The 25,579-nt window shown below is 67.1% G+C and carries 26 protein-coding genes; 22 read left to right on the plus strand and 4 right to left on the minus strand.

The window, feature by feature from the left end:
* The 9 genes from JZ792_RS32635 to JZ792_RS32675 all read left to right on the plus strand — a co-directional run.
* Window positions 1-219 (plus strand): hypothetical protein (locus tag JZ792_RS32635; protein ID WP_216916744.1); only part of this gene is annotated, 219 nt, incomplete at its 5' end.
* A 14-nt stretch (window positions 220-233) separates the two neighbouring features.
* Window positions 234-1,217, plus strand: a complete 984-nt coding sequence (locus JZ792_RS32640; protein WP_216916745.1) for a hypothetical protein — start codon at window positions 234-236, stop codon at window positions 1,215-1,217.
* A gap of 177 nt (window positions 1,218-1,394) precedes the next feature.
* On the plus strand, window positions 1,395-2,399 hold the full coding sequence (locus JZ792_RS32645; protein ID WP_216916746.1) for a hypothetical protein: 1,005 nt from the start codon (window positions 1,395-1,397) through the stop codon (window positions 2,397-2,399).
* Window positions 2,400-2,450: 51 nt separating this feature from the next.
* A complete protein-coding gene (locus JZ792_RS32650) occupies window positions 2,451-4,340 on the plus strand; it encodes a type IV secretory system conjugative DNA transfer family protein (protein ID WP_216916747.1) in 1,890 nt (629 codons plus the stop codon).
* On the plus strand, window positions 4,337-5,269 hold the full coding sequence (locus JZ792_RS43105; protein ID WP_216916748.1) for a DUF4913 domain-containing protein: 933 nt from the start codon (window positions 4,337-4,339) through the stop codon (window positions 5,267-5,269). Before JZ792_RS32650 ends, JZ792_RS43105 begins: the two co-directional genes overlap by 4 nt.
* Window positions 5,266-6,165, plus strand: coding sequence for a hypothetical protein (locus tag JZ792_RS32660; protein WP_216916749.1), 900 nt, complete (start codon window positions 5,266-5,268; stop codon window positions 6,163-6,165). Before JZ792_RS43105 ends, JZ792_RS32660 begins: the two co-directional genes overlap by 4 nt.
* Complete coding sequence (locus tag JZ792_RS32665; protein WP_216916750.1) at window positions 6,162-7,088, plus strand: hypothetical protein; 927 nt, start codon at window positions 6,162-6,164, stop codon at window positions 7,086-7,088. The genes JZ792_RS32660 and JZ792_RS32665 overlap by 4 nt, the downstream gene beginning before the upstream one ends.
* Window positions 7,089-7,260: 172 nt before the next feature.
* Window positions 7,261-8,118, plus strand: a complete 858-nt coding sequence (locus JZ792_RS32670) for an MBL fold metallo-hydrolase (RefSeq protein WP_216916751.1) — start codon at window positions 7,261-7,263, stop codon at window positions 8,116-8,118.
* 51 nt (window positions 8,119-8,169) lie between these two features.
* Window positions 8,170-8,844 carry a GNAT family N-acetyltransferase gene (locus JZ792_RS32675; protein WP_216916752.1) on the plus strand — a complete coding sequence of 225 codons (675 nt, stop codon included), beginning with the start codon at window positions 8,170-8,172 and terminating at the stop codon, window positions 8,842-8,844.
* 275 nt (window positions 8,845-9,119) lie between these two features.
* On the opposite strand, the gene JZ792_RS32680 is transcribed toward JZ792_RS32675, so the two are convergent.
* Entirely contained in the window at window positions 9,120-10,511 is a 1,392-nt protein-coding gene (locus JZ792_RS32680; protein ID WP_216916753.1) for a hypothetical protein, read from the minus strand.
* A gap of 593 nt (window positions 10,512-11,104) precedes the next feature.
* Window positions 11,105-12,463, minus strand: a complete 1,359-nt coding sequence (locus JZ792_RS32685) for a helix-turn-helix domain-containing protein (RefSeq protein WP_216916754.1) — start codon at window positions 12,461-12,463, stop codon at window positions 11,105-11,107.
* A gap of 243 nt (window positions 12,464-12,706) precedes the next feature.
* On the opposite strand from JZ792_RS32685, the gene JZ792_RS32690 reads away from it, so the two are divergent.
* From JZ792_RS32690 to galE, 8 genes are read left to right on the plus strand one after another with little or no spacing between them, the layout of a single operon-like run.
* The gene (locus tag JZ792_RS32690; protein ID WP_254190674.1) at window positions 12,707-13,885 is read left to right on the plus strand and encodes a cytochrome P450; all 1,179 of its coding nucleotides are present in this window, start codon (window positions 12,707-12,709) and stop codon (window positions 13,883-13,885) included.
* Entirely contained in the window at window positions 13,876-14,619 is a 744-nt protein-coding gene (locus JZ792_RS32695) for a ferredoxin (RefSeq protein WP_216916755.1), read from the plus strand. The genes JZ792_RS32690 and JZ792_RS32695 overlap by 10 nt, the downstream gene beginning before the upstream one ends.
* A complete protein-coding gene (locus JZ792_RS32700; protein ID WP_216916756.1) occupies window positions 14,616-15,476 on the plus strand; it encodes an NAD(P)-dependent oxidoreductase in 861 nt (286 codons plus the stop codon). The genes JZ792_RS32695 and JZ792_RS32700 overlap by 4 nt, the downstream gene beginning before the upstream one ends.
* The gene (locus tag JZ792_RS32705) at window positions 15,473-16,609 is read left to right on the plus strand and encodes a hypothetical protein (RefSeq protein ID WP_216916757.1); all 1,137 of its coding nucleotides are present in this window, start codon (window positions 15,473-15,475) and stop codon (window positions 16,607-16,609) included. The genes JZ792_RS32700 and JZ792_RS32705 overlap by 4 nt, the downstream gene beginning before the upstream one ends.
* Complete coding sequence (locus JZ792_RS32710) at window positions 16,602-16,943, plus strand: cupin domain-containing protein (RefSeq protein ID WP_216916758.1); 342 nt, start codon at window positions 16,602-16,604, stop codon at window positions 16,941-16,943. The genes JZ792_RS32705 and JZ792_RS32710 overlap by 8 nt, the downstream gene beginning before the upstream one ends.
* Complete coding sequence (locus tag JZ792_RS32715; protein WP_216916759.1) at window positions 16,940-18,139, plus strand: amidohydrolase family protein; 1,200 nt, start codon at window positions 16,940-16,942, stop codon at window positions 18,137-18,139. The genes JZ792_RS32710 and JZ792_RS32715 overlap by 4 nt, the downstream gene beginning before the upstream one ends.
* Window positions 18,136-18,942 (plus strand): class I SAM-dependent methyltransferase, encoded by an 807-nt coding sequence (locus JZ792_RS32720; protein WP_216916760.1) that lies wholly within the window; start codon window positions 18,136-18,138, stop codon window positions 18,940-18,942. Before JZ792_RS32715 ends, JZ792_RS32720 begins: the two co-directional genes overlap by 4 nt.
* A 27-nt stretch (window positions 18,943-18,969) precedes the next feature.
* Entirely contained in the window at window positions 18,970-19,956 is a 987-nt protein-coding gene (galE, locus tag JZ792_RS32725) for a UDP-glucose 4-epimerase GalE (RefSeq protein WP_216916761.1), read from the plus strand.
* Between the two features lie 594 nt (window positions 19,957-20,550).
* On the opposite strand, the gene JZ792_RS32730 is transcribed toward galE, so the two are convergent.
* Both JZ792_RS32730 and JZ792_RS32735 read right to left on the minus strand, forming a co-directional pair.
* Window positions 20,551-21,030, minus strand: a complete 480-nt coding sequence (locus JZ792_RS32730; RefSeq protein ID WP_216916762.1) for an arsenate-mycothiol transferase ArsC — start codon at window positions 21,028-21,030, stop codon at window positions 20,551-20,553.
* 101 nt (window positions 21,031-21,131) lie between these two features.
* Window positions 21,132-22,091 carry a PstS family phosphate ABC transporter substrate-binding protein gene (locus JZ792_RS32735; RefSeq protein WP_216916763.1) on the minus strand — a complete coding sequence of 320 codons (960 nt, stop codon included), beginning with the start codon at window positions 22,089-22,091 and terminating at the stop codon, window positions 21,132-21,134.
* 314 nt (window positions 22,092-22,405) lie between these two features.
* Between JZ792_RS32735 and JZ792_RS32740 the strand changes: the two genes are divergently transcribed.
* The 5 genes from JZ792_RS32740 to JZ792_RS43590 all read left to right on the plus strand — a co-directional run bounded on the left by JZ792_RS32740 (window position 22,406) and on the right by JZ792_RS43590 (window position 25,315).
* Window positions 22,406-23,101, plus strand: coding sequence for an arsenate reductase/protein-tyrosine-phosphatase family protein (locus JZ792_RS32740; RefSeq protein WP_216916764.1), 696 nt, complete (start codon window positions 22,406-22,408; stop codon window positions 23,099-23,101).
* 49 nt (window positions 23,102-23,150) lie between these two features.
* On the plus strand, window positions 23,151-23,825 hold the full coding sequence (locus JZ792_RS32745; protein ID WP_216916765.1) for an arsenate reductase ArsC: 675 nt from the start codon (window positions 23,151-23,153) through the stop codon (window positions 23,823-23,825).
* 202 nt (window positions 23,826-24,027) lie between these two features.
* Window positions 24,028-24,429 (plus strand): MerR family transcriptional regulator, encoded by a 402-nt coding sequence (locus JZ792_RS32750; RefSeq protein ID WP_216916766.1) that lies wholly within the window; start codon window positions 24,028-24,030, stop codon window positions 24,427-24,429.
* Window positions 24,426-24,806, plus strand: coding sequence for a thioredoxin domain-containing protein (locus JZ792_RS42375; RefSeq protein WP_308165548.1), 381 nt, complete (start codon window positions 24,426-24,428; stop codon window positions 24,804-24,806). Before JZ792_RS32750 ends, JZ792_RS42375 begins: the two co-directional genes overlap by 4 nt.
* Entirely contained in the window at window positions 24,803-25,315 is a 513-nt protein-coding gene (locus JZ792_RS43590) for an alkylmercury lyase family protein (protein ID WP_438804416.1), read from the plus strand. The genes JZ792_RS42375 and JZ792_RS43590 overlap by 4 nt, the downstream gene beginning before the upstream one ends.
* Window positions 25,316-25,579: the final 264 nt, after the last annotated feature.

Raw genomic sequence — 25,579 nt, forward strand, 5'->3', positions numbered from 1 at the left:
CGCCCACCCACACCGGATGACCTGCTCGACCGCGCCGCGTACTTCGTTCACGAAGCCCTCGATCCCGACACCGTCGACGACCACGGTCACAGCATCGATCGGGCCGTCGACGCCGCCGCAGCCGACACGATCACCACCCCGACCTGGGGCAGCGAACCCGTCGGTGAGGTGATCGAGCGGCCACCCGAACCCGATCCTTCGACCGGGCCCGACTGGTGAAGGGGGCGTAGAGGATGACGACTTCAGAGCCTTCACCGCAGACTCGCCAGACCGTGGTGCAGTGGCAAGCGCACCTGCTGTCGCAAATTCGGCTGCTGGCCGAGGAACATGCCCGGATCCTGGACGCGGGCTGGGAAGGGTTCGAACCTCTCGACCCGGACGGCGGCGCCGAATCGGCGTGGCGTCACCATCTGGACGCGCTGGCCGGGGAACGCGAACAGATCGAACAGACCGCGCTGAGCGCGGGACTGCCACAGGCGTGGATCACCGACGCCGCCGCGCTCGGCGAACACCACACCCAGCCACGTTTCGACGCCTTCACCCGCGCCGAATCGATGCCCTGGCGAGACGAAGCCGCTCAGGGATTCTTCGTCGACATGCTGGGGCTGGATCTGTGGCACCTGGACCGCATGGCCGCCCTGGTCGCCGAACGCGCCGACCGGATCGCCACCGGACGCTGGAGCTTCGGCAGCGACCCGATAGGGGAGAAGCAGTTCGCGGCCAACATGGACCTGCGCTACCAACGGGTGGTCGCGTTGTCGCACGCGGCGGCGATCACCGAACCCGAAGCCGCACTCCTGTGGGGAGATTCGGCCGAACCCTATCGGCGCGAACACGCGGTATGGCTGGAAATGAGAGACGAACTCGGGGTGGTCGCGGCATGGAATTCCTACACCAAACCCAGCACCGAACTCTCGGTCCCGCCGTACGTGCCCCTCGACCCCGCTACCGGCACCCCCATCGCTGGCGCCCACGCCCTGCCTCCGACACCCCAGCAGATGATCGCCGCCGCGGAACAGTCACTACGCGCAGGGTTCATCGACGCCGCCGTCACCGACGCCGATCACGCCGACACCGCCACCACTATCACCGCTATCTCCGCCGCCGTCGACGACGCGCTGCGCTACGACGCACCCGCCGACTACACCACCGACCCGGCCCACGACATCGATCCCGACATCGGTGGATATCGCCCCGACCTCGGAACAGATCCATGAACGGGTGATGCGCATGTATTGAAAGTCCAGTAAAAGCACTGCTTTTCGTCGATGTCTCGGTCACGGGTACTGGCCACGGCATCGAACCTGAATCGCCGGGGACAGCTTCGACATCTCTTCTGTTGATCGGAGGCACCCCATGCCTACCAACACCACGCCCGACCGAGGCCGACCGTCATGAGTTGGCCCGATACAGAACCGGAATCGACCACCGACCCCGCCTACTACCGCGACGCCGCCGACCCCCGGGAAGCCCAACTACGCGCGGACTTCACCCGATTCCATCAACTGCGGCTCATCGCGCCCTTCGGTGAAACACCCGACCAGGTCACCGAATTCATGAACCAAGCCCACGGCCTGGCCGCCAAATGGCGCGACGCCGGAAAGGCCGAAAAGAGGCTATGGACCCAACTCGACGCCGCCAGCGCCACCTTCGAGTCACGCCCGACAACCGCCATCGCCGCCTACGGCAAACTCGCACAAGCCAGAGCCAACGGGGACCCGACAGTCGACGAACTGACCTGGCGAACCCTGCTCCAAGCCGCAGTGATCACCGGCCGGATCGAACCCGGGATCAGCGGCTCGATCCCCAGCGGCGCACGCTCACGTCCACAAGACAGATCCCTGGGTCGCGCCCCGGATCCCAACAGCGCGCTGGACCGCGCACTGGGTGGTCGCGGACCGGAAATCGCCGATGTGACCGAGGTCGACGCGATCATCAACGCCGCCAACGAACTCCTCACCACCGAAGCCGATCCCGGAACAACCGAACGCGAGGTGGCTCAGATGGCCGCGCTGCGACAGGTGCAAGACCTGACCGCCGAACACACCCGCACGAGCGAACGCTTCGCTGGAGTCTCCAGTCACGACCAGGACCTGCTCGAACGGCTCGAGGATCTGCTCGGCCGGGCACGCACCGCCCGGGTCGATGCCGCGACATTCGGGGCGTCCCAGGCCGACATCGACGCCGCCTACCTCGCTGGACGTGACGGCACCTCCTCCCCGCGTGCGGCATCCGAGCAGGTAGGGGTCAACGATGCCGACGCGGGATCCGAGGTTGATGCGGCTGTCGCCGCCGCCATGACCGACCCCGACCCTGCGGGCGGGCAATACAGATTCGATGCCGACGCCGATCCCACACAGGAGCCCGGTGCCGATCCCGATCTGGGGGTGGCGGTGTGAAAACGCGAGCACTCCAGTCACTTTCCCTGAAAACACCTGAGGAGTCCGGTCATGATCTCGACACGTGAGACCCGCCGCCGCAACAAGGCCGGGCTCGGCGAGGAGACCACACTGCTGCTACTGGTGCTCGTGGTGCTGGCGCTGGCGGTCACCCTGTGGGCGGCGCTGGCATTGGGCAGCTGGTGGGCCGGACTGCCGGTCACCAAACACCCGGTGACCGCGCTGCTGCAAGTCGCCCTCGGCCAGCATCGATGGCCCTGGCAGGCCACCGCCCTGCTCGTGCTGTTCCTCGCTGCTGAAGCGGTATCGGTGGTGGGCTGCTGGCGGCTGCTGCGGACACCGAGTGAACTCGATGCCGCCGCGCGAACGATGCAGCGACCGAACAAGATCCGGGTCGGGCGGGTGCAGGACAATCAGGCGGCCAACCAGCGACTGTTGTTCGACGCGGCACCGGAGATACGGGAGAAGAAGGGGCCCCCGTTGGGTCGAACCGTGGTCGGCGGTGTGGAACTCTATGTTCCGGCCGAGCTCGGGGTGACGATCGCGGCGGGCACCCGCACCGGAAAGACGATGGCGTGGGCGATCCCGGCGGTGCTGGCGGCGTGGGGGCCGTGCCTGGCCACGTCCAACAAACCGGACCTGTACCGGCACACCGTTGGCGGACGTGAAGACCACGGCACGATCTGGCTGTCGGATCTGCAAGGCGTCACCGGAACACGGGTGTGCGGGTTCTGGGTCAACCTCCTCGGCCAGGTCACCAACCTGCCCGCCGCACGGAAATTGGCCGGGTTCTTCGTCTCTGCCGCCTCCGGATCGGCCTCTCAAGCCGCCAATGCCAAGGTCGATTCCTATTTCGACGGCGGCGCCCAAGAACTCCTGGCCTTGTACATGTTCGCTGCGGCCTGCGCGGAGGGGGATCTGTTGCATGTGGCCGAATGGCTCGGTCGTGACCAGGACGCGACTCCGGCGATGATCCTGGATGCCTACGGTCAGCATCGCCCCGCCGACCGTATTCGTGAATCTCAAGCGCTCTACGCCCGTCAGCGCGACGGCCTCTACGACATGGCGCGCCGGTTTCTCAATGTCCTGGCCGACTCCGACTACGCCCGCATGGTCACCCCGCCCGCGCGCACCCACCTGCGCGCCACCGAAAAAATCGACAAGCAGACCGGCAAGCCCGCTGTCGTGGTGGACAAGGCCGAACAACCCGCCACCCATAACCTGCCCCAATTCAAACCGACGGAGTTCGTCACCTCGAAGGACACCGTGTACGCACTGTCGATGGCCGGACCCGACGGCGCCACACCGCTCACCTCGGCGCTGGTCGGACAGATCCTCGAAGCCGCCCTCACCACCGCGCGGGGACGCCCGGACGGGCGGTTGGCGATACCGCTGCTCGGTGTCCTCGACGAGGCCGCCAACTGCGCCCGCATCTCCGAGCTGCCGTCCTACTACACCTACGCGGGCGGCTGCGGGATCATCCTCATGACCATCCTGCAAGTCCTCGAACAGGGCGAAGACCTGTGGGGCGTCAACGGTTTGAAGACCATGCGCGCCCAATCCATCGAGGTCTACGGCGGCGGAATCGCCGCGGTCGACTACCTACAGCACTGGTCACAGATGACCGGACAACACGACGTCGCAGACCGCTCCCACAGCCACGGCGCCAACGGCGTCAACCGCACCCTGTCCTGGCGCGCCGAACCCATCCTCGACATCTCTCACCTCGCAGCCCTGCCCAAAGACCGCGCCCTGGTCCGACTCCCCGGCCACGGCCCGGTGGTGGTGTCCAAGACCTGGTGGCAGGACACCGAATACGCACCCCAGATCCACCGTTCCCTGCAACGGTTCACCGCCGACACCGACACCGACACCGTCCTCACGGTCACGGCACCCGGCGATGACGATGGCGATACGGACGCCGGGGCGGGCGCGTCGTGAACGCCACCAATCCGCCGCCGACGGCCGCCAACCCGAGTAAGCCGCCGAAGAAGCAGCAGAAACCGTCGTTTCCGCATTTCGTGGACTTCGCCGAGAAATGGCTGCTGCCGTTGATCAGCGTGCGCCTGGCCGAGGGGCAGCGGGAGAACACCTACACCTGGTGTGAGCAGTGGTGGGAACACCGCCCGGTCGCGGTGCGGATCGCGCACCTGCACGCCGCGTTCGAAGCCTCCCGCGGCCCAGGGGCCAGCGCTTACGTCGGCACCCATGTCGATGCCCACTTCCGGGTCATCCTCGACGCCGCCAAAGGCCCCCTGCACCGCTGCACCCCAGGTGAACACATCGAGACGCCGTCACTGCCCAGCGAACCGGCGCCCGTCGAAAAGACCGGTACCCCGGCCACCGGTGAGCCCCCGACCGTACCGGAAACATCCAGCGAGACCGCACCACCGGACAGTGAGGCTACGAAGAAGGAGCAGAAGAAGCCACCGCCACCGCCGAGGTTCGCCCACTACACATTGTGGGTGGAGCAGTGGTTGCTGCCGGTGACCGCGGTGCGGATCTCGGGCAACCATCGGGAAGGCACCTACACCTGGTGCACTCGCTGGTTCGAGCATCACGGTGTCGGCGTGCGATTCGCCCTGCTGCACAAGGCGTTCGAGGCCGCGGTGATCGCCGAGGACAAGACCGCGATGTCGAGTCTGTTCACCCGCCAGATCGACCCCGCGATGCGGCTGATTCTCGATGCCGCCAACGGCCCCCTGCACCGCTGCAAACCGGGCGACCACCAGCCGCTGCCCAGCCTGGGGTCCGCGAGGGTGCCCCACCACTGGTTCGGCCCGGCGCACGCCCGGATCCCGACCGAACGCCTGGGGTTCGCCCCCGACTTCCGCGCCTACCGAACACCCGGTGAGGGGGGATCGTCGTGATCGAGCCGACCCAGCGTCAAGTCGCCGTACTGGAGGCGTTGCAGAACCACACCGTCGCCGTCACCGAACTCCTCGCCCAGGCCGCCGAGTTCGATGGACCTGCCCCGCAGTCTTGGCTGGTCGATTACCACCATCACGCGGTAGCCCGCGCCGACCTCGCCGCCGCCGCGGCAGCGGGCGGGGTACCGCCGGTGTGGATCGACCACGTCCAAGCCCGCGGAGAACGCGGAATCGCCTATCGGCCCGAGATGTACCTGCGCGAACCCGACCCCACCGATTGGGACCGGGTGCTCGGTGACCTCACCACCGAGGTCGCCCGGCTGCGGGAATGGGCGGGCTTGGATGTGGCGCACCGCGACCTGGCCCCGGACTCCCGGGCGGCAGCGCTGCGCACCAATATCGAGGCGCTACGAATGCGCACGGCCGGGGTCGCGAATCTGCTCGGACTCGACACCGAGGAAGGCGAACTGCTCTGGGGAGACACCACCGCGTGGGCGCAGGAAGCCGCCGCCACGCTCGCCGAGGTTCCCGCTGAACAGATCACCCACCGGTGGCGCGCCGCCGCCGAGATCGACACCCGCGCGCACGCTGGGCAAGCCACCGCGCTATCGATGGTGGGAATTGCGGTCGATACCGCCGCCGCGCTGCCCCCGGCCGAGCAACTCTACGAGGCGATCAGCGCCGAACTCGACCCGGTCGCACCGCTGTTCGTCTCCGCGCGCGGCGCCGATGACGCGTCCGGTATCGATGCGGCGGTCGCGGCGGCTTTCCCGCAAGACCTCGACACGGCGGTTGACTTCAGTCACCCGGCGGAACCCGAACAGGCATCGGGCTACGACCCGAGGGACCTCGAGGCCATCCCGGTGTTCCTGTCCGCGGATGGAGCCGAGCTGTGAACGCCGTCCCGATGCCACTGCGGGTGCGCGATATCCCCGCACCACAAGCTGAGGCGTTGCGGGAGATCCACCACCTGGCCTCCGAAAGCAGCCGCCTGCGCAACGCGGCCTCCGCACCCGGTGCGAGCGAGCGCGATCGGCTCGAACGCCTCGACGAGATCAACGCCCTCGATCGTGACCGCGGACTGCTCGAAATCCGTACCCGCGCCGACGGTGTGCCCGCGAGCTGGGTCGACGTCGCGCGCCGACTCGGCGTGACTCGCCAACCCTGGACCGACGCCCAGGTCCTGCCTCCGCAACGTGCCACCATGACCCGGCGCAACGGCAGCCGCGTGGCCCTCGATACTCACGTCCTGGTCGACATGGCCGCCGTCGAGGTCGTGCGTGCCCACAAATATCGGCACCACCGCATGACCGCCGACCCTGAATCCGCCGAGGCTCATCAGTTCCGGCGCAACATGAGCGCACTGTGGCAGCGCGCCGTGGTTACCGCCAACGCGATCGATATGGATCCGAGCCACCGCGCCCGCCTCATCGAGACCGCCAAGTCCGATCTGTCTCGACGGGTCAGCGCTTACCGGGACTACAGCCTCGACGACATCGACACCCTGTGGCACCCCTACACCAGCGGACGCCTCGGCGACGAAGTCCGCAGCACGCTGCGCAAACACCCCGATCGAAACACGCTCGGCCCCAACGCGGGCGAGGATCCGATCCTGCCGTCACCGCGGCAGTGGCTCGACCACGCCCGCACCAGCCTCGACAGTGATAGTGCCGCTGAACCCGGCGATCGAATCGCTGCCGCGGTAGCCGCTGCCAGCGCTGAGCTGGAATCCCCCGAGTACTGGGACCCAGGTATCGACCCGCACACCGCGGATCTGTCGGGTCCACAGCCCTCGGCAGAGACCGGGCCCGACCCGTGACCACACGGCGGGTTCGTTGTCCGTCTGCGGTTTTCATCAGTGAGCAGACATGACCCGGCCCCGCGGCCGACACGACCGTTCCCGTCCCGACACCGCGCGCCACCACTGGCGTCGGCGCCCATATCCGCCCCGAGACCACCGGTCTCGGGCCCAACGCTCAGGAGCACTGTTCATGACCATCACGAGCGACCGCCTCACCACTGCCGCCGGATTGCGCAGCATCGAATTCGGCGACCACCGCGTCACCTACCTGCCCGACGGGCTGGCGCGCCTGGATCCCCATTTGTGGCTACCCGACGCCGACGACACGGTGTGGGCCGAATACCGGAGTCTGGTCGACGCCGACGGCTACCTCGCCGCCAGCGTCGGCGCGGTCATGATCGAACACGGCGACCGGGCCATGCTGATCGACGCCGGATTCGGGCCGTTGGCCGTGCCCACCGATGTCGGCACTCTGCGCGGCGGGCAGCTGCTCAACAGCCTGGCCGCTGCGGGGAAGATCGTCACCGATATCGAACTGGTCGCGATCACCCACCTGCACATGGACCACATCGGCTGGCTGTGGCAAACCCACCCCGACACCAGCGACCTGGTCTTCGCCGGGATTCCGATACTGGTCGGAGCTACCGAATGGTCGCGCCGAGACCTGGCCATCGCCGATCTCACACCCCCGGAAGTCCTCGACATCCTCGCTTCCCGGGTCCAGCCCCTCGCCGAGGAAGAGATCTTCCCCGGCGTGCACCCGATCGCTACCCCGGGACACAGCCTGGGCCACACCGGCTACGTGATCACCTCCGGCGGGCAGCGACTGATCGTGTTCGGCGACGCCCTCACCACCCCCGCCCAGATCGGGCACCCGCACCTGACCGCGCGTGCCGACGACGACCCCGCACAATCGCGAGCCACCGCAGCCTGGCTCATCGACGAACTCGCGCAAGCGAACACGCTCGGATTCGGAATCCACTTCGCCGACATCCAATTCGGGCGCGTCACCAGCATCGGCGGCGAACACCGGTGGCAACCCGAATAGCCGAAACAACCACCACGGCAAGCAGACCAGACCGATCAAGGAGGCCACGACATGCCCGCACAACACGCCACCCGCCCGGCCCGAGACGCGACCGAACGACCGAATCCGCGGATCGCCGTCCGCTCCGTGGACAGCGAATCCGAGTTACATCGGTTCGTGGGCTGGTCGCACGAGTCCGGGGTCGGTGACCCGGAGTTCCTGGTCGATCAGCTACTCGGGTTTCACCGCAACGGCCTGCTCGGCGTCGCCCCCGACCCGACCCCTCACACCATCCAAGAAATCCTCGACAGCCACGGCGTGCCCTCCGCGGCGGCCACCCGCACCACCGTGGCCGTCGCGGTCCTCGACGGCCAACTCGCCGGAGGAATCATCGCCGGACCCTCGATCTGGCTGCTGACCCGCGTCCTCGCCAACAACCCCGACCAACTGCTGCCCGCGTTGCTACGCACCGTCGAAATCCAGGTACTCGCCGTCGCTGACCAACACCGACGACGCGGTGTCGGAACCGCTCTCGTCCGCGCTGCTCTCGCCGCAGCCCAAACCATGAAAGCCCATGTCCTGCACGGGCAGATCCTCGACGATCCGAGCCTGGCCAGTTTTTATCGAGGCTGCGGACTAACAGTTCATCGCCCCGGCATCGGGATCGACTTCACCGAACTCGCCGCGATCGACCTCACCGTCACCATCGACGACGAGCAACGATTCCTCACCCACGTCCTGCGCTGATCGATCCACTGGACCTGCGCCCACGCATTTCGCCGACACGGTACGGCCGCACGGTGGTACCTCAGCCCAGCAGCGCGGCGACAAGCCCGCGGACCGCCTGTCTCCGATCCATCGATTCGAGCGGCGCTGGCGCACAACCTGTTCCGAGTCGGCTGTTTCAGGTTCGGGGATGCGTGGGTCGGTCGCAGGCTTCTGCGGTTCGGATGATCGCGACCTCGAATTTCTTGTCGGTCGACCGCGGCGCGGCGCAACCTCGCGTCGACCGGAAGAGTTCGTCAGCGTAGGGCTTGGAGCATGGCGATGTAGTTCAGAGGTACAGGTATGGGTTCGTGGCAGGGGCTGATCGCCAGCAGCAGGCTGGTTCGGTCGCCGGTGAGGCCGTGCAGGGCGGCGGGGACGTCGATCAGTCCGGCGGTAGTGGGCGTAGGCGGGTGTTCGATGTCGGGTGTTTGGCTCCAATGCCGTTGCACCAGCGGAGGTGTCCCGGCAGGGGTTTCTAGTCGGACTTGGACATCGACGCTGTCGTACATCCCGGAGACGTCGAAGCCGAGTGCGAACCGGTCGAGGTCGTCGACGCCGGGAATGAACACCGAGCCGCGTCGGTCGAAGGCGGCGCGGGCGGTCAACGGCGTCCACTCGGTGTTGGGGTGATAGACGTGCGGTGGCAGGCTGGCGCCGTGAGTGAAGGGGCGGGGGTGGGCCTGAAACGGCGTGTCGGTGATCGCCGCGGCGAGCCGTGCGCGCTCGGTGGCGATGAGTTGTGAGGGCCGTGCGGTTGCGGGAACGTCGATGGGATGGACCACGATGCCGTAGCTACGCAGGAGTTGAGAGGCCGCGCTGAGCGGATCGATGCCGGTGGTCAGCGGGATCGACGCGGTCTGCGCGGAGATCGCATGGGCTTGCTCGGCGGCGGCATCGGGTACGCGCAGCACCGCGACACAGGTCTGATGCGAGGGGGAGCCCCAGTCGTGGCCGCCGTCGATCCGTACGGGTGCCAGCAGTGTCGGGTATTGGGTGAGGTATGCCAGGCGTTCTGATTCGTTGCTGATCAGGGGCCATCCAGGGACAAGAAGGGCTCTTTCCGGTTCGGTTCCGGCAGCGGTGCGGTGGGCGTCACGCAGACTGTGCAGGGTCATCTCTGCCCGGTCCACCCATGCTGTGACGTTGCGGTCGCGCAAGGTCGCCAGGACCCGGTCGGCCCAACTCTGTGGCGTATCGGCCGGGTGAGCTACCACGCTCGGATCGACGGGCAGCTGGGTCAGGTCACGAACCTGGGCGAGATGGTGGGCCAGATGCTGTTTCGCGCGCTCCACGATCGTCGCGGTCTCGGTGTCGCCGCTGCGGTGTGACTGCAACCAGAGGTCCGCGACATAGCCCCACGCGTCGAATAATCCTCGACGTCTTCGAAGGTAGCTGTGCGGTTCGGGATCAGGTGCGCAGGTGATCTTCTGGAGCAGTTCGCTTTCAGCACGCGCGGGGGTTTCGGTAGCGACGATGTCGATGGCGCGGTCGAGCAGACCGTCCTCGACGTCGGACCCGAGGCGGTCGGCCAGCCGCGCCAGAAGTGTGTCGTACTGGCGGCAATACTCGAGTGCGGCACGGTTGATGGCGGCGAGTGTCTCAGCCCATCCGCGAACTCCACGCATCGCGGCAGTCAGATTCGGCACAGACTCGGACGTGATGGGCGGATTGGCCCGCCGTCGCGCATGGTCGATCCACTCGAACGACCTACCCGCATCCGCCAGTTCTTCGGCGAACGTGCCGATAGCCCTGCGCATCTCCGACAAGGCCGCGACAGCATGCAAAGTGTCGGCATAGACGGGATCGATGGCCTCGGTACCGGCACAATTGCGGCACAGGTCCGCCCACCGGACCTCGAGCAACGAAACCGGTTGACCTGCATGGTCTCGCGCGTACCGGCAGCGGTTGGGGATATGTAGCTTTCCCGACGCTGCGGGTATCACTCGCACCGTCGCGGCTTCCATTCCCGCAGGAATCGGGACATGGTGCCGCTCGAATTCCTGACGACCGAGCAGCGTCGTCGGCAGAGCTGGATGTCTCATCGGCGTCGAGGCCGATTCAGGTGTGCGGCACCGCGGAGAAAGGCTCTGCGGGAAACCGGCGAGTCGGTGACCAGATGCTCCACGCGGCAAAGCCTAGACGCAGCGCTGTGCTGACGCGGGGGAGTTTGGGTCGGCCTGCCAGCGGGTGATAAGCAGGGTTTGTCGAGTATTCGACAACGGATGGCCAGTAGAGGTACTCATACTGCTGCTGAGACGGTCGTATCTAGTTGGTGGCGGAGTGCTTGTACGTCGGCGATGTCGGGGTGGTGGAGGCAGGCGTCGTGTAGTTGCCCGAGGGCGTGGTTGACGCGGTCAGAGTGGATGTCGTCGAGGGCTTGGAGGGCGTGGTGGCCGAGGGTGACGGCGTGGTGGGGGTCGTCGCGTGTCATGACAAGGGTGGCGAGGTTGGCTGCGGCGAGGGCTTTGCCGCGTGAATAACCGGTAGGGAATTGGGCGAGGGCATCGTTGAGGCGCGTGTATGCCTGCTGGAAGTCGCCTGCTCCGTGGGTGGACAGGTAGAGCAGTGCGCGGCCGTTGTCGCGATGCAGGTGCGCGGGTGTGTAGTAGCCGATCCAGTCGGGTGTGCGTTCGTCGTCGAGGGCGAAGGTGTCCTCAGCGCGGTGGACGGCGGCGAGGCAGTCCTGGCTGCGGTGGGCGCCGAGGGCACCGAGGGCGCGGGCGTGGCGTGAGTGGGCGATCGCGCGCACGCGCGTGGGGAGTAGGTCGGCGCGGACCAGGGCCATTTCGGCGTAGGTGAGGGCGTCTTCGGGGCGGTTCTGGTGCACCGCCAGGTTCGCCAATCCGGTCAGCGCTTTGGTGTGTAGTTCGAGGTCTCCTGCTGCGTTGGCGCATTGCACGGCCCAGGCGAAGGCGTGGTGGGCAGGGTCGTGTAGCCCGGCGTCGAAGGCGATACCGGCGGTGGTGTCGGCGAGTTCGGCCAGTGCGCGCAGGTAGTCGCGGCGGACGGTGTCGTTGGGGAATCGCGCGTGAACGGTGTCGGTCGCGTGGGTGAGGGTGGCGACGGCGTCGCGGGCGGATAGTTCGCCGCCAAAGGCGTGGTCCTGGCGGGCAAGGGCACGGGCGCGTTTGCGGATCCGTTCGACGTCGCTGACGCCCAAGTGGCGGTCGGTCACCGCAGCGGGTGCACTGGTGGCGAGGGCGGCGAAGGCGCCGGTCATCAGTTGCAGGAATTGTTGTCGCTGCACGGAGTCATCTCCCACATCGGGTGAGGGGTGTCGCTGGGAAACGCTACCCGGATCCGCGGCCATACCGTGGTCTGTCTCCACGGTATGGGTTGCCGGGGGATCGAAGTGGGGGAAGTGGGATCCGGTGTCGAGCGCGGCATCGAAGCGTGCCCGCTGGTGGTCATCGAGCTGTTGCAGGGCGTGGTCCAACGCGGTGGCGCTCGCCCCGCGCACGGCCGGGGTTGTCGTGTTCTCCCATTTGCGGACAGTGTGCACCGAGTAGTTCAAGGTGGCCGCGAACTGTTTTTGCGTGAGCCGTAATGCCGCCTCGCGCAAAGCTTTGACTTCCCGCCTGGTCCATTCGGTGCTCACGCGACCCCCTCGTTCCAGGATCCAACCGTATTGCAACCGTACGAGTTTCGTAGCGGAACCGTACCGCCTGTAGGCGCGGGGAGCGTGCGACTTCGCGGTCGCCGCTATCACTGGAAACACGGCAGGCGCGGAGAGGAAGCTGAATTACACGATCCGCCGATACCACAGGGCGGTTGTTCGGACCAATCACGTTGGTGTGTACCGCTTTCGATCGGCCGACGATGTATGAAGGGAGCGTCTGGTATGACTTCTGATGTTGCAACGCCGGTGTGTCCACGGGCCTATCCGTTCGGGCAGACCCACACCGTGGATCTGGAACCGGACTATCGCGAGGGTGGCCCGGTGAGCGCGGTGGTGCTGCCCAGCGGCGCGTGGGGGTGGCTGGTCACCGATCACACGCTGGTGCGCCAAGTGCTGGCCGATCCGCGCTTCTCGCGGGAACAGGCGAACCAGCCGCAAGTGGCCCGGTTGTCGACCGAAATCCTTCCGGCGGCGGCGATCCTGGCCAACGATGCCCCCCGTCACACGGTGCTGCGTCGGCGTATCGCCCCGATGTTCGCTCCCGCTCGGGTCGCGGCGATGGCACCGGCCATCACCGACCTGGCGCATCGGCTGGTGGACGGATTGATCGAGCGCGGGCAACCCGCCGATATGGTGTCCGATTTCATCGAGCCATTCGCGGCGGCAGTGGTGTGTGAAATGTTCGGCGTCCCGGCTGATCTCCGTGAGCGGGTGTTCACACTGGGCGACGCGCTCACCGCGAGAGAGGCGACACCGCAATCGCTGGCCCGTGCCCGCGGGGAGTGCGAGGAGCTGGTGCGCGGGCTGGCCGCGCGCAGTCCGCAAGTGTTGGTGTCGTTGATGAGAGCCGAGGACGACATCGACGACGAGGTGGTGAATCTGCTCATCGCGTGCCTGATCGGTGGCCGTGGCTCGCCGACGGTGTTCTTGTCGAGCGCGTTGTTCACGTTGCTGCGAGAACCCCGCCACTATCGGCAGCTGGTGGAAGCGCCGGCCTCGATCGAGGCGGTGGTGGAGGAATTGCTGCGGTTCGTCCCGGTCGGGGTCGGGGGCGGATTCACCCGGGTCGCGACCGAGGACATAGGTCTGGGTCCGGTGCTGGTGCGCGCGGGGGACGCGGTCATCCCGGCCATGCACGCGGCCGGGCGTGACCCGCAGGTCTTCGACGACCCGGACACCCTGGTGTTGGATCGCGGCCCGAAACTGGCGCATCTGGCCTTCGGGCACGGCGCCCACTACTGCGTCGGCGCGGGACTGGCCCGGCTGCAAGCCCAGATCGCCCTGCGCACCCTCACCACGAGGATGCCCGAGCTCCGGCTGGCTGATCCCGCCGATCGCGGTCGATGGCGGGTGGGCCGGGTGGTGCGCTCGCTCGAAGGATTGGACGTGGCATGGACGTGAGACTGATCATCGATCCCGCCCGTTGCACCGGTACCGGTGTGTGCCTGTCGATCTCCCCGCAGCTGCGTCTGGTCGACGGCCTGGCGACCTGTGCGGTCGGTATCGATGCCGCGGTAGCGGCCGATGCGGCGGCGTGCTGCCCGAATCAAGCGATCACCGTCCACGACGACGGCCACGACCGATTCGACCGCGACTGCCCGATCGTGACGCTGGGCCCGGAAGGGACCGACGCCCACGCCGAGGCCAGCAGGCACAGCGGCGATGTGCGGTTGGTGGCGTCGTTCGCGGACGCGATGGCCGCTGCCACGCGCGACTGGCAGGTACGCGCGTTGATCGCGGCCGGGTATCTGGCCGTGGACAGGGACGGGCGGACGCTGGATTCCTGGGTCGATCAGCATTTCAGCCACACCGGTGTGCTCGAACTGTTGCGCTGCTGGCAGAGCCCGACCAAACCGATGTGCCTGGCGGTCCGCACCGATCTGGGCCGCGGCACAGTGATCGGCTCGGTCGCCACCCATCCGGCCACCCGGTTCTTCGCCCGCCGCTACGCCCCCGCGGCGCGTCATGTCACGGTCGAGGCGAAACCGCTGGCCGCGCACGCTGCCGCGCGCGGGCAGGTCCAGGCATGTATCGCCTCGGTCGATATCGTGGCCCGCTACCCGCAACTCGAGGTCCGCGCCGAATTCGCGCCCACGATGGTATGGATGCTCTACGGGAAGCAGGCGGCACAGTGACCGAATCCGCCACGGTGGCATTGCTGGGTGCGGGGATCATGGCCAACACCGTCGCCCACGCCCTGCACCAACACGGTGTCGTCCTGCACCGCTACAACCGCACCACCAGCGCGATCGCAGGACCGGGACGCGTGTACGCCAGCCCCGCCCAGGCCGCCTACAGCGCGTCGATCGTGTGGTCGTTCGTCCACGACGACCAGGCCAGCCGCAGGGTGTGGTCGGGTCCGGACGGCGCACTCACCGCCGCCGACGGCGTGGTAGCGATCGAAAGCTCCACCCTCTCACCCGGATACGCCGAACAGTGGAGCCACAACGCCGAACAAGCAGGGGCGCGGCCGGTCTACGCGGCGGTGACCGGCAGCCGCGCCGGGGTCGAGAACGCAGGCTTGATCGCTTTCACCGCCGGTCGTTCAGGTGACCGTGCCGCCGCTGAGCCGATTCTGCGTGTGGTCGTAGCCGAGATCCTGGCCTTCGACAGCGTCGGACAGGCCGCCACGGTCAAACTGCTCAACAACGCCCTGGCCGCAGTCATCCTCACCGGTCTCGCCGAAACCCTCGCCACCGCGCAATCACTGGGACTCGACACCGCCGCGTTGCTGGGGGTGTGGGCGCGGCACGGGTGGGCCGCGCCGGTGGCCAGCGGCTACGGCACCGCGATGGTCACCGGAGAGCATCGGCTGCGGGACTGCTCGCTGGCGGTGATCGCCAAAGATCTGCGCTACACCCTCGAGGTCACCGGCACACAGTCGGTCCCGTTGATCGGGGCGACCGCGCGACGATTCGAGGCCGCGGTCACGGCCGGGCTGGGAGCGCAGGAGATGTCGGCGGTCATCCGCGCGGACGGAGACAGCCAATGAACCCGCGCGACTGGTTCACCTACTCCGCGACAACCCCGGCGATCGGCCGCGAGCAGGTCAACGCCTGCCTGGCCGGATATGTGGCGACGGTAGGCGAATGCGCGCACACCCATCTCGATGAAGTCGCGACAATCTGCGTGTCCGGATCACTGGCGCGGGGCGAACCCGCGATCCACCAGCTTGGGAACCAGTTCGGGCTGAGCTCGGATGTGGATCTCGTTGCCATCGTCGACGACCCGGACCACGCCAGGCCGTGGGCGGAGAAAGTGCTCACCGTCCTGCGTGAACGGCATCCCGGGATCGATTCCACGATCTTCATTGTGGCCCGCGATGCACTGCCGCGGGTGGCGGGCCGCTTCGGCGCCGACCTGGCCCACGCCGCCACCACGCCGCTGTTCGGTGCCGCCCCGACTGACGTGGCGCAGCCGCGGATCGGGCGACGTGAAGGGCTGGAAGGACTCGTCCACGAACTCGCCCGCGTCTACTGCCCCGACAGCGCCCCCGGGGCGACACCGTGGCACACCAAGACCGCCCTGGAAGCGCTGCGCGCGCTCAGCACCCGCGATCTGCCGGGACCGCAGCGCTATAGCGCCCTGCCCGACGACCGGGCGCTCGCCGTGATCATCGACCGCGACCTCACCACCGCGCTCGTCACCGCACGCGAACACACGACACCCGTCCCGATCACCGCCGCCGCGTTCTACCAGCTGGTGCTCACGGCTGCGTGCCAGGTGTTCGGCGTGGTGGCTGGGGAGCACAGACTGATCGAAGCCCTGCATCACCCACCGGAGGGGATGCATATCTTGGACGGTTTCCAGCGCGCGGTCCTGGCCGCCACGATCATCATCTACGGCCCGCCCACCTTGCGGCGCCCGGCCGCCGCCGCCCTGCACCTCACCGCCGCGGCGATAGACCGCGATACCCTCCTGGCCGCCCACTCATCACTCGAGGCCCTGACCCGGTTGTCGCCGATGGACTTCACGCACGGCATCGAACATCCGAACACCGTTGTGCGCCGCCATCTTCAAGGGATTCGTCGCGACTACTACCACTGGCTGGGAGCACACAACTTCGGTGCCCCGGTACAGAACTATCGCGGCCCGGACCCGCGGGAAGAAGGCGATCATGGATGACTGGCCCGACTGGATACGAGCACTGCCACAGATCGCGACCGGCGTCCCGGGCGGACGCGGGCACCTGATCTCCAGCCCGAACGGGCAGGTCGTGCTGTGGTCGTTTCCCACGAGCGCGCGCGTGCCGACCCATTCCCACGGCCCTCAGATCGGCGTCGTGCTCACCGGGCAAGTGCACCTCTCGACCGGCACGACCACCCGAATCATCACGGCCGGACAGCACTTCAGCCTCGATGACCAGATACCCCACTCCGCCCTCGTCGCGGCGGGGACGCTGGTGATCGAGGTTTTCGCCGACCCCGACCGCCACACCGCGATGGGATCGCCATCATGAGTGTGCGCGTCTTGCAGGCTGCCCAGGTCCTCACCGGGTTCGGGGCGGCGCTGCGGCCAGGAACGGTCGTCCTGGACGGCGCCCACATCGCCTGGGTTGGTCCCACCGACCAGCTGCCTTCGGACTGGCAACATCCGCAGGTCGAACGGACCCTTCTGCCCGAAGCCACGCTGTTACCCGGACTGATCGACGCCCATGTCCACCTCGCCTTCGACACCACGATCCCGACGAGCACCCCAGCCGTAGTCGAAGACCTCGCTGCGACGGTGGGCGACACGGTCACCGCTGCCGCCCACCAGTTGGTGCGCGCGGGTGTGACGACGGTGCGTGACCTCGGTGCGCCAGGCCGCGCCGACCTCACCACCGTCGGAGCATCGGGCAAACCGTGGCCACGAGTTCTGGCGGCGGGTATCCCGTTGACCGTGCCGGGTGGGCACTGCGCCGACCTCGGCGGCGCGGTCACCACCACAGCCGACATTGAACGGCTGATCGCCGCCAACGCCGCGCGCGGCGCACGCTGGATCAAGGTCATGGTGACCGGCGGATTTACCACCGGTCCCGGCACCTCCCCGTACGCGGCGCAGTTCACCGACACCCAGCTCGCCACCATCGTCGCCACTGCGGGCGACCACGGTCTGCCGGTGGCCGCACACGCCCACGCCACTGCGGGCATCGCCGCGGCCGTGCGCGCTGGGGTCGACTCCCTCGAGCACTGCACCTGGATGAGCGCCGACGGCTTCGACCTCGACCACGCCCTGATCCGTGAACTCGCCGATCGGCGGATCCTGGTGTGTCCCACCATCAACCATCTCGCCCGCACCGCGACAGGCCGACTGCCGTGGCCGGAGCGCCGCGACCAGATCCAGACGATGCTCCACGCCGGAGTACAGCTGATCCCGGGCACCGACTCCGGCATCCCGCACACACCGCACGGCTGCTACCCGCGCTCGCTGGCCACCTACACCGACCTCGGACTGTCCGGAAGCGAGGTGATCGACATGGCGACCCGCCGCAACGCACACGCGCTCGGGATCGGGCACCTGACCGGTAGTCTCGCCGCCGGAATGGTCGCCGACCTGCTCGCCGTCCCCGGCGACCCCACCCGCGATCTGGACCTGCTCGACACCCCGGTCCTGGTCATCGCCGCCGGAGAACTCCATCACCCCGACACCACCGCCGAGGAGCACCACCCATGAGCAACCCCGGCCCCACCCTGGCCTCCGAATACGCCAGCACCAGCCCGTTGCAGGTCCGAATCGACACCCACGCCCGCTACAGCGAACACCCCGACGACCCCGTTGCCAGCGTCCTGGACGCGCTCGAGCTCGTCGGCGGTGAAGATGTCGCCGACATCGGGTGCGGCGACGGCCGCTTCCTGGCCCACCTCGCTCAGGCCGGGCACCGGGGTCGGTTGGTCGGGGTGGATAATTCCCCCGCGATGGTCACCACCACCGCCATCGTGCCCGGCGTCGACGCCGTCCTCGCCGAGGCCACCACACTGCCGTTTGTCGACGACGAATTCGACCGCACCACCGCCCGCCACATGCTCTATCACGTCCCCGACCCCGCCCGAGCCTTGCGCGAATTCGCGCGGATCACCCGCCCCGGGGGACGGGTCACCGTCACCGTCAACCACCACGCGACCGCGGCATGCACACGAGAATTGGTCACCGACTGTGCCCGGCCCTACGGCCTGCGACCGGTCACCCACATGACGAACGGGATGGACTCGACAACTCTGCCCGACCTGATGCACGCGACCATCGGCGCGGCGCGGATCCAGGTCTTCGACAACGCGTTGGTCTTCCACAGCGCGCCACCGTTGATCCGGTTCGCCGAGGCCCTGTTCTCCTTCTGCGGCATCGACACCCACAGCCCGCACCGCGCCGATATCCTCGACGCGGTCGCCACCGAGATCCGCGACTGGTTCGACAGCCACCCCGGTAGCGCCTGGCGCGACCTAAAGGGATATATCGTCGCTACCACCATCATCGAATAGCACTGCCAGGAAAGGGAATCCACACCTGTGAAGCTGCTCGTCACCGGCGGCGCCGGCTACATCGGATCGGTCGTCACCCACCAACTCCTCACTGCCGGACACGAAGTCGAGATCATCGACGACCTGTCCACCGGCCACGCCACCAACCTGCCCGCCGCCGCGACCTTCCACCACATGCGAGTCCACGACGTAGCCGACATCCTCACCCCCACCGCAGGTTTCGACGGCGTATTACACTTCGCGGCCAGCATCGAAGTAGCCGAATCGGTCCGCGACCCCGAAAAGTACTGGGCCAACAACATCGAAGGCAGCCTCGCCCTGCTGCGCGCCATCCGCACCGCCGCGACACCACGACTGATCTTCTCCTCCACCGGCAGCATGTACACCGGCGACGGGACTACCGTCTTCGATGAAACCGCCGAAGTCCGGCCCGCCAACCCGTATGCGGCCACCAAAGCCACCGTCGACCACCTCATCGCCGGAGAATGCGGTGCGACCAACCTGGGCGCGGCATCGCTGCGCTACTTCAACGCCTCCGGAGCCGTCCTCACCCCCGAGGGAACCCACCTCGGCGAACGCCACGACCCCGAATCACACCTGATCCCGATCCTGCTGCAAGCCGCCAGCGGAGAACGTGACCACTTCACCCTCTACGGCGAGGACTACCCCACCAGCGACGGCACATGCGTCCGGGACTACATCCACGTCGCCGACCTCGCCAGCGCCCATCTGCTCGCGCTGCAAGCCACCCGACCCGGTCGCCACGAGATCTACAACCTCGGCAACGGCAACGGCTTCACCAACCGCCAAGTCCTCGACACCGTCCGGGAAGTCACCGGAGCCGACTTCCCCGTACACACCCAGGGCCGACGCCCCGGCGACCCCGCGATCTGCATCGCCTCCAGCGAGAAAGCCCATCACGAACTCGGGTGGAAACCCCAACACCTCGACCTGACGACCATCATCAGCGACGCATGGGAGTTCCACCAGGCGGTCCGACCCGCGCCAGCCTGACGCGTTGATGAATCAATTCCAGCTCAGTTCAGAATGGTGTAGCTGCCCGGTCCAACGGACGTCGGCTGGCCATCGACCGCGTCCCTCGGGGGTTGGCCGCATTGGGCCTGTGCAAGTTTGATCAGCCGACGGCTCGGCAGGGTAGGCGGAATCCCGTTCTCGTCGCGAACTTGCCAGCGCGGCGAGTTGGGGAGCTGTCTGTGGCGGCATTCGGCCCGCCAACATCCGTTACCCGTCGAGCTGGCGACGAGCCGTCGCAGCCATTGGTGGTACGCGTTGACGGGCCGTCGACCAATGGTGCGGCCAGGTCAGTCGTCGCGGCGCATCCACGGCGCGCGAGGAATTTCGTAACATCCCGGGGAGTTGTTCTCGCGTTCCTGCGCAAGGCGCTGCCGTTCGTGGCGAACGTTCTCGGCCAAGTCGTAGATCGCGTCGAGATCGTCGTCTGTGCCGCCCTTAGTTCCCCGAGCTGGTGTGGCAGACGGCTTTGTACTGCTCACAACATGGCGAACGCGTTCGCCACAGGGCCTTCGAGCCAGCGCTGGACAAACCCGAACCGCTGACTTGGGCAAGGCTCCTCGCCCATCACTGTTTCTATTGCTTTTCGGGGAGCGAGCCTGGTCGGGCGGGTGCGGTGAGTTCGGCGAGCAGATTCTGGACGCGAATGGCGATGTCGTCGCGGACCAGGCGCATACGTTGGATGCCTTCGATGCCGCGTTCGGAGGGTTCGTCAGTGTCCCAGTTGCGGATTCGCACGCCCTCGACGGGTTCGACGTGGGCTTCGCTGCCGAGGGTGATCACGAGGTCGACCGACCGCAGTATGTGCGGATCGATCGGTTTCGGGCTTTCCTGGCTCAGGTCGATGCCGACTTCTTGTAGCGCCTGTATCGAGAGTTCGTTGAGTGCGGTGCCGGGTCTGGTGCCTGCGGAGTAGGTGTCGACCTGTTTGCCTGCGGCCTTACGCATCAGCCCGGCGGCCATTTGGGATTTGCCACCGTTCTTCACGCAGACGAACAGCACTGCTGGTTTCGGGCTCACAGCTCCGAAGTCCTTTCGTTCGAGATCATTCTCCATGGAGGCATGCTCGACCAGACCGCTGATAGGGCGGGCCGACCATGCGGGACACGACGTCCGCCCCGAGGTGCAGTCGAGGCGGGGCTGTGGACGGAGTTGGGTTACTGTCCGGCGGTTTCCATGATGTCGGCCAGTTCCGCGCGGGCTTGGGAGATCTGTGGGCTGGTCATCGGTATGAACCCGGCCGCCTCGATGATCTTGGTGTTGTTGTTGATGTAGAACTCGGCGAATTTCGCCACCTGCGGCTTCTCGAGCGCGGTGTCGGTGAGGTAGATGAACAGTGGACGGGCCAAGGGCTTGTAGCTGCCGTCCTGGGCGGTGGGGACCGACGGTGCGATGCAGCCCTTGCCGCTGTTGATCTCGACCGCGCGCAGTGTGTCGGTGTGCTCCTCGAAGTAGGAGTAGCCGAAGTAGCCGAGGGCTCCCTTGGCGCTGGCGACGCCCTCGACGGTGAGGTTGTCGTCCTCGCTGGCGCGGTAGTCGGTGCGGCTGGCACCTTCTTTTCCGTTGATGACCTGGGTGAAGTAGTCGAAGGTCCCCGACTCCGACCCGGCGCCGTACAGACTCAGCGGCTCGTTCGGGAAGGAGGGGTCGATCTCGTTCCAGTTCTTGACCGTCGAGCTCGGCTCCCACATCTTCTTCAGCTGTTCGACGGTCAGGCATTTGGCCCAGGTGTTGTCCTTGTGGACCACGACGGTGAGTGCGTCGTTGGCCACCTGCAACGCGCTGAATATCACCCCGTGTTGCCCGCACTGTGTGGATTCGGCGGCGCTCATCGGGCGTGAGGCGTCGGAGAGGTCGATCTGCCCGGCGCAGAACTTCTTGAACCCGCCGCCGGTGCCGGAGGCGGTGACCTCGACCCGGACCTCGGGGTGCTCGGCGGTGAACAGCTTGCCCGCGGCTACCGAGAGCGGCTCGACGGTGCTCGACCCGTCGATCACCACCGGCCCCGACAGCGGGACCTCGGATTCGGGTTTGTCGCCTCCGCACGCGGTCAGGGTCAGCGTGGTGAGGATGCCGAGTGCGAGAACATGCAGGCGTCTGGCCTGACGGATAGCCATGTCGAGTGGGCCTTCCTGGTCGGTCCGATGTCAGCCGCGACCGGCTGAATCTCGTGGGACAGAACTCTGGATCGTGGAATTCGGGTGCGACAGCGCTGGGAAAGCAGCGACGGTCGATCGACAAGCGCTGATCCCTGCGAGATCAGCGGCCGTCGATTGAGGTTGAGGTTGAGGCCCTGCGGATTTCGGAGTAATGCTCCGCAGGGGTGCGTGCGCTCGGGTCGGTTCGGGTGCGGCGACTCGATCCCGAGTCGTCTTTGCCGTTCACTCCGTTGCGCTTGACCCACGATATTAGATCAGTGATTATTGAGTCAATGACTACTGAGGAATTATGGTCGGTGGAGCGGCGCGCCGAGGTGCACGCCGCCCTCGCCGACGTCACGAGGGTGCAGATCGTGGACGCGTTGGCCACCGGTGACATGGCGTCCTCGGAGCTGTGCGCGCGTTTGGCGATCCCGACGAACCTGCTGGCCCATCACGTACTGGTCCTCGAACGCGCGGGATTGGTACGCAAGGAACGCTCCGAAGGTGATCGCCGTCGCAGCTACCTGCGTCTGGTGACCGATTTCGGAGGACATCTGCTGCCGCGCAGCGTGATCGCGGCGCAGCGAGTGGTTTTCGTGTGCAGCCGCAATACCGCCCGCTCACAGTTGGCGGTGGCCGCCTGGACGCAATGCAGCGAGGTCCCCGCCACCTCGGCCGGCACCCATCCCGCCGAGCGGGTGCATCCCGGCGCGGTAGCCGCCGCGCGCCGCCACAGGATCGCGCTGCGACCCCAACGGCCGCGTGCGGTCGAGGGTCTGGTGCGTCCGGGTGACCTGGTGATCGCGGTGTGCGACAACGCCCATGAGGAACTGCCCGCCGACATCGACCGTCTGCACTGGTCGATCCCGGATCCGGTGCCCGCCGGTACCGATGCCGCGTTCGACCTCGCCCTGGACCAGATCCGTCAACGCATCGACCGCATCGCGGTCACCATCACCCCGGCCACCGATCCCACTACCCCCTGAGCCGATCCACCCCGAAATAGCCTCACTCGTCGAACAACTGGAGTTCGCCATGCCCAAAAGCCCCGTAGCCCCGGCCGCCTACGCGCGCGAAGACTTGTCCATCGACCAGAAATTGGCGCTCAAGACCGCTGCCACGCGATTGCAGACCGAGTTCGCCGACACCTTCGGAATCGAGACCATCGAACGGTTCCTGCACTCCTCCTACGATCAGTTCGCCGGACGCGCGACGGTGATCAACTTCCTCCCCCTGCTCGCCGAACGGTTCGCCCGCCAACGCCTACGCGCGCTGGCACGCGTGGAGGGCAAGATCGTCGACAGCAAACCGACAGTGCTGTTCCTGTGCACCCACAACGCGGGACGCTCACAGATGGCACTCGGGTACTTCACCCACCTGGCCGGGGATCAGGCAGTCGCCTGGTCGGGAGGTTCGGAACCCGGCGAGGAGATCAACCCGGCCGCGGTCGCGGCGATGACCGAAGTCGGTATCGACATCACCGCCGAATTCCCCAAACCGTGGACCGAGGAGATCGTCCAAGCCGCCGACGTGATCATCACCATGGGCTGCGGTGACGCCTGCCCGGTGTATCCGGGCCGCCGCTACGAGGAATGGGTACTCGAAGACCCCGCCGGAGCCGATCTCGCCTCGGTGCGCCCGATCCGCGACGAAATCGAGGAGCGTGTCCGCCGCCTGCTCGTCGAACTCGACATCACCACCGTCTCCTGACCCACACTCCCGGTGTAAGAGGTCGCCGAGAATCGGGCGGATACGGCACAGCGGGATCTGGGTCCTCACCGCCGAAAGAACCGAATGGGCCTAGCCGTAGGGGCCCGCTGACGAATCGCAGTCGTGATCTGCGCTGGCGGCAGGTCGCGTTGTGGAGCTGGGGGTTGACCCGGTAGTCGGGTACCGGGTTGAGAATGTGGGTATGCGTACCGGTGAGCTGGCCGCGCGGGCAGGCGTGAACACGCAAACCCTGCGGTACTACGAAGGCCGCGGCCTGCTGGAGCGGCCGCCCCGCTCGGCTGCGGGCTATCGCAGTTATCCGGACGAGGCGGTCGCGGTGGTGCGGTTCGTCAAACGCGCCCAGGAACTCGGATTCAGCCTCGAGGAAATCGGTGATCTGCTGCATCTGGCCGACGGCGGTCCGGAGGACTGCGAGACCGCACGCGCCCTGGCGAAGGCGCGTATCGATCAACTGGCGCAACGGATCTCGGCTTTGCAGCGAATGCGGCAGTCACTCAGTGCACTGGTAGACACCTGCGAGCTCCCCCGCGGGCAGCGCTCGTGCCCGATCCTGTGCGCCCTGCACCAGGAGGACGCCCCGTGAAGCTGGAGATTTTGCAGGTCACCGATTGCCCGAATGTGGCCGTGCTCGAACAACGGCTGCGCCGAGCCATCGCCGGAACCGGCATCGAGATCGATATCGTCCATCGTGTCATCGATGACGTCGACCAGGCTGCCGAGGCCGGCATGACCGGCTCACCCACTCTGCTGGTCGAGGGCAGGGACCCGTTCGCGGTGCCCGGACAACTTGCGAGTGTTTCGTGTCGGCTCTACCGCACCAGCGGCGGTATCGAGGGCGCTCCCTCGGTCGCGGCGCTTCGGCAAGCACTGGCCTCCACCACACCGGTATCCGAGGATGCCGACGAACCGGCACCGGCGTGCTGTGCGGCCCGGCCGGGGAATCGGCCATCGAGTCCTTGACCGCGTGGCGTGGCCGCGCCCGGCCCGCCGACCCGGCCGAAAAGGCCCTTTATCACGCGATCCTGCGGGGCTTCGCTTCCACCGGTCGAGCACCCACCACCGACGAACTCGCCACCTCCCTCGGAGCGGGCGTCTCGGTCGCGCAGTTGTTGGGCAGGCTCCACGAGGCCGACGTGATCCGCCTCGATGGCTCGGGTGCGATCGTTGTGGCGTACCCGTTCTCGGCCACGGCGACCGCGCATCGAGTCCACCTCGACGACGGTGTGAGCGTCTACGCGATGTGCGCCATCGACGCGTTGGGCATCGCCGCCATGCTCGAGGTCGACATCACGATCGAGTCCACCGCCCCCGACACGGGGCAGCCGATCACCATCACCCTTGCTGATCAGCAGTTGACCGCGACTCCGGCGACCGTTGCCGTGTTCGTCGGCGGGCAGAACGCGCCCGGTCCTTCGGCGGATACCTGCTGCAACTACCTGAATTTCTTCCCCGATCACGACAGCGCCTGATCCTGGGCGCAGGCTAACCCGGGCATCGGTGGCGTCGTGGCAGGCCTGCCCGATGCCCACCGGCTCGGTACCGCCATCTTCGGGCACCTGCTCCAGCCGTGACCTCGATGACGCCCTCCATCACTCCGAGGCGTGGCGCGCGTGGGTCGGTCGTTTCCGACCCATCGTCGTGCGGATCAGCTGCCAGGCGCTACGCCATATCCGCCCGATTTTCGGCTGATCGTGATCGGCCTGGCCGTGATCAGCGGGACGGCCGGGACAATC

It is taken from the genome of Nocardia noduli, assembly GCF_019038455.1.
Classification (GTDB): domain Bacteria; phylum Actinomycetota; class Actinomycetes; order Mycobacteriales; family Mycobacteriaceae; genus Nocardia; species Nocardia noduli.